Source organism: Pedobacter sp., assembly GCF_035566355.1.
Lineage (GTDB): Bacteria > Bacteroidota > Bacteroidia > Sphingobacteriales > Sphingobacteriaceae > Pedobacter.
The window spans coordinates 1-6,661 of sequence record NZ_DATMRL010000439.1; the positions used below are offsets into that span (position 1 = coordinate 1).

Below are 6,661 nucleotides of genomic sequence, written 5' to 3' on the forward strand. Positions count from 1 at the left end.
TATTTATATATAATCTTCATTGGAATATAATTTAGAATTTAAGGTTTGCACCAAAATTGAAAACCCTTTGGTTCGGATAGCCCCAACTGATGGCTTCAGGATCAACCCGTTCCAGATCTGTAAGGGTCAACAAGTTCAATCCATTTGCAAATACACGAATACCCGCTAAGCCGATGGTTTTTACCCATGTAACTGGCAAACTGTAGCCTAGCTCTACATTTTTCACCCTTAAGTAGCTTCCGTTCTTCATCCAGTAGGAAGAAACTGCCTGATTATTGGTATTTACCCCTAAACTAAGCCTCGGATAGGTGGCCGTTGCAGCTGTTGCAGGAGTCCATCTATCTAGGTGGTGTTCCAGGGCCTGTCCATATCCACCAGTTGCATTTTGCTGAAATTCAAAAGTATTGTTTCCCATAAGCAATACGCTTCGGTTTTGAACTCCGTTAACGGTCACGGAGAAATCCAGACCTTTATAATTAAATCCGGCTGTCATTCCATAAAAAAGAAGTGGTTTGGTAGAACCCAAGGCCGTCTGATCAAAAATATTGATCACCCCGTCGTGATTGAGGTCTTTGTACCTGATATCGCCAGGAATCGGATTATATCCCTCTACCTTAGGGCCAGCTTGAATTTCGGCTGCAGAATTGTACAGGCCATCGGCAACATAACCAAAAACCTGCCCAACCGGTAAACCTGTTCTTTGCTCATAAGCATTCCTGCGAACTGGTTCATCAATATAGATCAGTTTGCTGGCGCCCCAATTTACATTTCCACTGATGAAATATTTAAAATCATTGATTTTAGATTGAAAGCCAGCTGCGAGTTCCAATCCATTGTAACGTGTCTTTCCAATATTCTGTTGAGGAAGGGTATTGCCAATAATTGCACTCCCGTTAGTTCCTCTGTCTTGAAGCTGGTCATAATAAAAATTACTGTAGTAGTCGGCAGAAAACCAAAATTTATCCTTAAACAGACTAATATCCGTACCAATATTGAATTTCCGGGCTTTCTCCCAGGTCAGATTTGGATCCGCCAAAGCAGACTCATTAATTGTACTGGAACTGGTTGCAGGATTTTTAGAATAGAATGAATTCCCAGCACTATAGAACTGGTTGTAAATAAAATATCCAGCATTACTATTACTCCCGGTCAGGCCATAACTTGCCCTGATTTTCAATTGGTTTATCTGTGTTCCAGCCGCTTTGAACCAGTCCTCTGACGACAAATTCCAGCCCAGACCCACAGCAGGAAAAACGCCCCATTGATGTCCTGGCTTGTAACGGTCTACCCCCATATAAGACGCTGCTGCCTCGGCCAGGTATTTTCCATCGTAATTGTATTGAACTCTTCCCGATAACGCCTGATTGACTAAAGACAGGTCACTTCCAGAAACATAGCTGTCTCTTGAATACAACAACAATGAATTCAAGGTGTTTTTTCCGAAAGTTTGATCATAACCAAGATCGAACTGGCTGTAAATTTGGCGGTTTTGTCCGGAAGTTGAAGAACTGTTACTTTGTGTACCATCATTACCTATTTTTTGATAATAGGTTTTATTGGTTACAGGATCTGTCTTTAAATTATAAACAGAAAATGTTTTGCTTCTGTCTATCTGCTCATCATAATAGGTATTTAAAGAAACAAGCCCTTTAACATATAAGCCTTTAACTATTGACCCCAGATCCTGTTTTATAGACACATCAACGCCAAGGTTTCTATTGCTGGATGGCAAATAACCAGACCTCAATGCCTGGCCGTAAAGGTTGTTTGGATATTGTGAATTTCCACCCAGTGAACCATCTGCATTAAACACCGGATAGGCGTTATTTGGAGTGCTTAGCAAACCACTATAAACAGCGGATGTAGATGCACCCGGTTCGTTTCCGTTTCTTATTCTCCCAAATAAATTTACAGAAAGAAAGGTTGATTTGGTCAGATCAACATCGATATTACTTCTAAAAGTATAACGTTTAAAATAGTTGTTGGTTGGGTAAGTATTCAGGTTGTTATCTATATTAAAAAAGCCCTGTTGATTTAAATAGTCAAGGTCGACGAAATACCTAGTCGATGATGTTCCTCCGGCAATGTTAATATTGTAACGCTGCATGGCAGCAGTGTTGTTAAGAATTCTTTTATACCAATCTTCGTTCGGGTGTGTAAAAGGACTGGATCCTGTTCGGTATTTCTCTAAATCAGATGCCCCATAAGCAGGTTGTTTTCCATCATTTGCCAGTGCTTCATTAAATAATGTGGCATAATCATATGAATTCAAAAACTTTGGCGTTTTTATCTGTTCCTGAAGTGCATACTGACTGGTAAAGCTGATTTTCCTTGGCGCATTCGCACCTCTTTTTGTCTGTATCAACAAGACGCCGTCTGCAGCCCGCATTCCATAAATAGCTGTTCCTAATGCATCTTTGATCACGGAAACAGAGGCAATCTGTTCGGGGTCTATACTGGTAAAGGAACGAGGTACTCCATCTATAATGACCAGAGGATTTCTTCCTCTCAAAAGAAGACTGGGTTTATCAGATCCTGGTTCGGAAGAAGTCTGGACAAGATATAGACCTGCAAGTTTACCATATAAAGAACTCATGAGTTCTGCGGCTGGAAAGCTTTCTAATTCTTCTCCCCTAACAAAGCCGTAAGACTGCAGCAATTGTCCTTTTTTTTGATTTCCGAATAGGACGGGAACATCTTTATCGGGAAGTTGGAAAGGGTGCGAACTTTTAAGCACCGTTCTTAAAGAGTCGCGTAAGTGGGCTACTCTTGTACTATCAGTTTGTTGTGCTGATGCAGACAAAACAAGCCCTCCAAAACTGGCCAGACAAAGGCCAATCTTTTTGAACAAGCATCTTGTGTCTTGTTTCATAATGAGTTTCATTAATTAGAAATGGTTTGGTTAGGTTTAATTAATTTTTGAACGTATTATTCCCTTACGGCAATTAATTCGCCGTTTAACAGTCCCTGGCTTTAGGAAAAAGCAGGGCAAACAATACGAGTCTTTTGTTTTTTAGCCGCTTACTTCAGGGGGCAGTGATTTGACTAAATGATTACTGGAGATGAGTACATTTTTTTTCATGTGGTTTGGTTAGTTTGTTGAAGAGGTTTGAAATTTGGTTATCGAGCGTTAGTCAAAACTATCTCATTAGGCCTCCAAAAAAGATGAAAAATCTAAATAAAAGGGTAGACAAATGAAAAGCTTAACGTTATTTCCCTTATAATTGCAATCCTGATCTAAAAATTGGCACCCTTGATGAAACAGTTGCTCAAAGCACATTTTGAAAAAATAATTCCCATTTCGGATGAAGTATTTGACTACGTTTTTTCACATTTCACTTATCGGAAATTCAAAAAACATCAATATCTGGTTCAGCAGGACAACAAAATAGAAAATGAATTTTGGGTAATTAAGGGTTTACTGAAGTCATTTTATATTGATGAAAACGGACGGGAACATATTCTGCAGTTTGCCATGGAAGACTGGTGGATCTCTGACTACCATGCGCTGGTCAATAAAACCCCGGCTACCTTAAACATTGATTGTATTGAAGATTGCGAGGTCTATATATTATCGTATGAAAACCGGGAAAAGCTTTGCCGGGAAATTCACGAGATTTCTAACTTCTTTCTTAAAAAAACCGGTGGTGGCTATATTGCATTACAACAACGGATCCGACTTCTGCTCTTTAAAAACCCTCAAGAACGATATGATCGTTTGCTGCAATTAAACTCTTCCCTTCTCCAGCGTATCCCTAAAACATTACTGGCTTCGTATCTGGGTGTTTCGCGTGAAAGTCTCAGCAGGCTCAATCATTAAGGCTGTGATCCAGATCACAGTTTTTTTGTGTGTTCACTCAACTGCTATTTCTGCATACCTGTTTAACTTTGATCAACAAAATCAAACAGAAATTGTAGTATAGTTAAATAAAAATAAACATGCAGAATTTCGAATTTAAGAATCCTAAATAGATCCATCATATAAAATATAAATGACAACAATTATGAAAATACTGATCGTTTTAACTTCACACAGCGACCTGGGTAATACAGGCGAAAAAACAGGCTTCTGGGTAGAAGAATTTGCTGCCCCTTATTATGTACTGGCCGATGCAGGTGCTGAACTCACCATAGCATCACCAAAAGGAGGTCAGCCGCCTATTGACCCTAAAAGTGAATTGCCCGACTTTCAAACAGCCGCAACACATAGATTTGACAAGGATCAGGCATTAAAAGAAAAACTAGCCCATAGCGTAAAACTAAACGAGGTAAAAGCAGAAGATTATGATGCCGTTTTCTATCCGGGTGGTCACGGGCCACTTTGGGACCTTGCAAATGACTCCAATTCGATACAGCTGATTGAAGCTTTCAACCATCAGGAAAAACCAATTGCCTTTGTATGTCACGCTCCCGGCGTGTTGATCAAAGTAAAAGGAACTGATGGCAATCCTTTAGTTAAAGGAAAACAAGTTACGGGCTTCTCCAACAGTGAAGAAGCTGCAGTTCAATTAACAGATGTTGTCCCATTTTTAGTTGAAGATGAACTGAAAAAACTTGGCGGTACGTATAGCAAAGGAGCCGATTGGGGATCTTATGTTCTAAAAGATGGTCTGCTGATTACCGGACAAAATCCAGCTTCATCAGAAGAAGCAGCAAAGGAACTGTTAAAAATCCTGAAAAAATAAACCTATCCATTAAAATAAGCCGGACTTGATGAAGGTCTGGCTTATTTTAACTTCAATACAAGTTCCTTCACTTTCTGATTACGCATAATTTCAATAGCAATAGAAGGTTTTCGCTTCTGCGACATAACTACCTCCTGGAGATCCTGTAGGGTGACCATTTCCTTCCCGGCCGCAGCCCGGATCACATCCTTATCCTGAAGGCCAGATTGAGAAAGCAAACTATTTTTACCAGCACGAATGATAATGACCCCCTTCTCATCAGGAAGCCCGTATACAGACCGGTCCCCTAACCCATTCACCGATTTAATTTCCCCTCCAAGAAACGGAACAACTGCGAAACCGTCTGCAGAACCAGGTGTCTGTAAAAGCGGAGAAATTTCCGGCCGCAGCGCAATTTTCTTTAAGGATGCTTTCTGAACACCAAACTGATTCATAGGTATATTCTTGAAACCTACAGCCAGTGCAGGTGAATTCGGCATTAAAGTATAATCTCCTTTATCTGCATTTTTAAACCTGACATCTCCCGAAACACTATGCCTGTCTGTACCTGAATTTTGTGCCAGACCGAGATCTGCTGCATTAAAAAACACATTATAATCTATCCTTTTACCCCAATCTTTTATCCGGATTGGAAAATAATTTTTCGTCACAATATTACGTTCAAACACATCTCCGCTATTTTCAAACCACACATGTGGATGGAAAGAATTGTTGATGATGATGTTGTTTTGGACAACCCGGTAAAAGCCTTCCCTCAACTTTAAGCCTCCATTTAAACATACATTGTTGTAAATGTGGTAATTCGAAGAACCATCATCCAGATCAATGTCCCAGCCATGATCGCAACGGAAACGGTTATTATGGATCTGGACTGGCTTTCTGGCATCAAGCAATATCAGTTCAGGATGGGCTTTCACAATACTATCCATATATTCTCTGTCAGGATTCCAGAAACGGTCTCTTCCCCAGGAATTAAATGCCCCATGGTCTCCAGTTTCCTGAACCGTATTAAACACATCATTAAAAGCAATGACATGTCCTCCCCAGCAACCATCACCAATATTAATTCCAGCTCTAGGTGTATTGTATATGCTGTTATGACTGACCGTAATCGAAGATGATATATCAATTTCCACACCAGTTGCCTGCTTTTCAATTTCTCCTAAATGATGAAAAAGATTATTGTCAACTACACAATCCTGAGGATAATCATGGTTAAGCGGGCCCGGCGTTTTGTCAATTTTATCATAAGTCAGTGATTCATTATAATTAAAAAGCGGAGAACGCACTGCACTTTTATTTCCTACAAAACACACTGCACTTGCACCTATATGAGCTACATAACAACCTGTAACACTGTCTTTCAGATTATAATTACTTAGCATAATCGCATTTCCACCCAAACCGGTAAAACTGCAATTCGTTATTTTACAATTCGCGGTACCATCAAAAAGAACCGCACCACCACGATATATCGTCCAGTCACTTCTCAGCAGCGGCTCTTTAGTATCCATAAAGCTCCGTTCGTTATGCTCAAAAGTCAATCCTTTTAATTCCACATTCCGAACAGGCTGCGATAAACTCCCTTTCAATTCAATACTGTTTTTAAGATGAGATACCTGTACAACCACTGTTTTCAAATTCACATTGCCACCGGGATAATAAAACAGTGTTTCATTTTTTCTATCCAGATACCATTCTCCAGGATAGTCCAGCTCTTCCATAATATTCTCTACAAAACGGTGCTGTTTGTGCATCTCAGAGGGCCTGTTGTTTTGCCACCCACCTTCCAGACTTAATTTTCCATTTTCATCTTTACCTGTAATCAGATAATCCCAACTGCCCCATTCTCCGGCATGTAAAGCATGAACATATCCTCCGGTAGGATTTTTCCAACCCTGCACCCTTTTTGGATCAATAGCATCACTCGCCGTACCATTAAAAACCCTTGCCTTTGGATCGTAATTTGGATATCT

The 6,661-nt window shown here is 40.1% G+C and carries 4 protein-coding genes; 2 read left to right on the forward strand and 2 right to left on the reverse strand.

Going from position 1 to position 6,661, the window contains the following annotated elements:
• Positions 1-31: 31 nt before the first annotated feature.
• On the reverse strand, positions 32-2,872 hold the full coding sequence (locus VNZ46_RS16900; RefSeq protein WP_325561232.1) for a SusC/RagA family TonB-linked outer membrane protein: 2,841 nt from the start codon (positions 2,870-2,872) through the stop codon (positions 32-34).
• 384 nt (positions 2,873-3,256) lie between these two features.
• On the opposite strand from VNZ46_RS16900, the gene VNZ46_RS16905 reads away from it, so the two are divergent.
• On the forward strand, positions 3,257-3,820 hold the full coding sequence (locus VNZ46_RS16905) for a Crp/Fnr family transcriptional regulator (protein ID WP_325561233.1): 564 nt from the start codon (positions 3,257-3,259) through the stop codon (positions 3,818-3,820).
• Positions 3,821-4,004: 184 nt separating this feature from the next.
• Complete coding sequence (locus tag VNZ46_RS16910; RefSeq protein ID WP_325561234.1) at positions 4,005-4,685, forward strand: type 1 glutamine amidotransferase domain-containing protein; 681 nt, start codon at positions 4,005-4,007, stop codon at positions 4,683-4,685.
• A gap of 41 nt (positions 4,686-4,726) precedes the next feature.
• On the opposite strand, the gene VNZ46_RS16915 is transcribed toward VNZ46_RS16910, so the two are convergent.
• Positions 4,727-6,661: PDZ domain-containing protein (locus VNZ46_RS16915; protein WP_325561235.1), on the reverse strand; the 1,935-nt coding region annotated here is incomplete at its 5' end.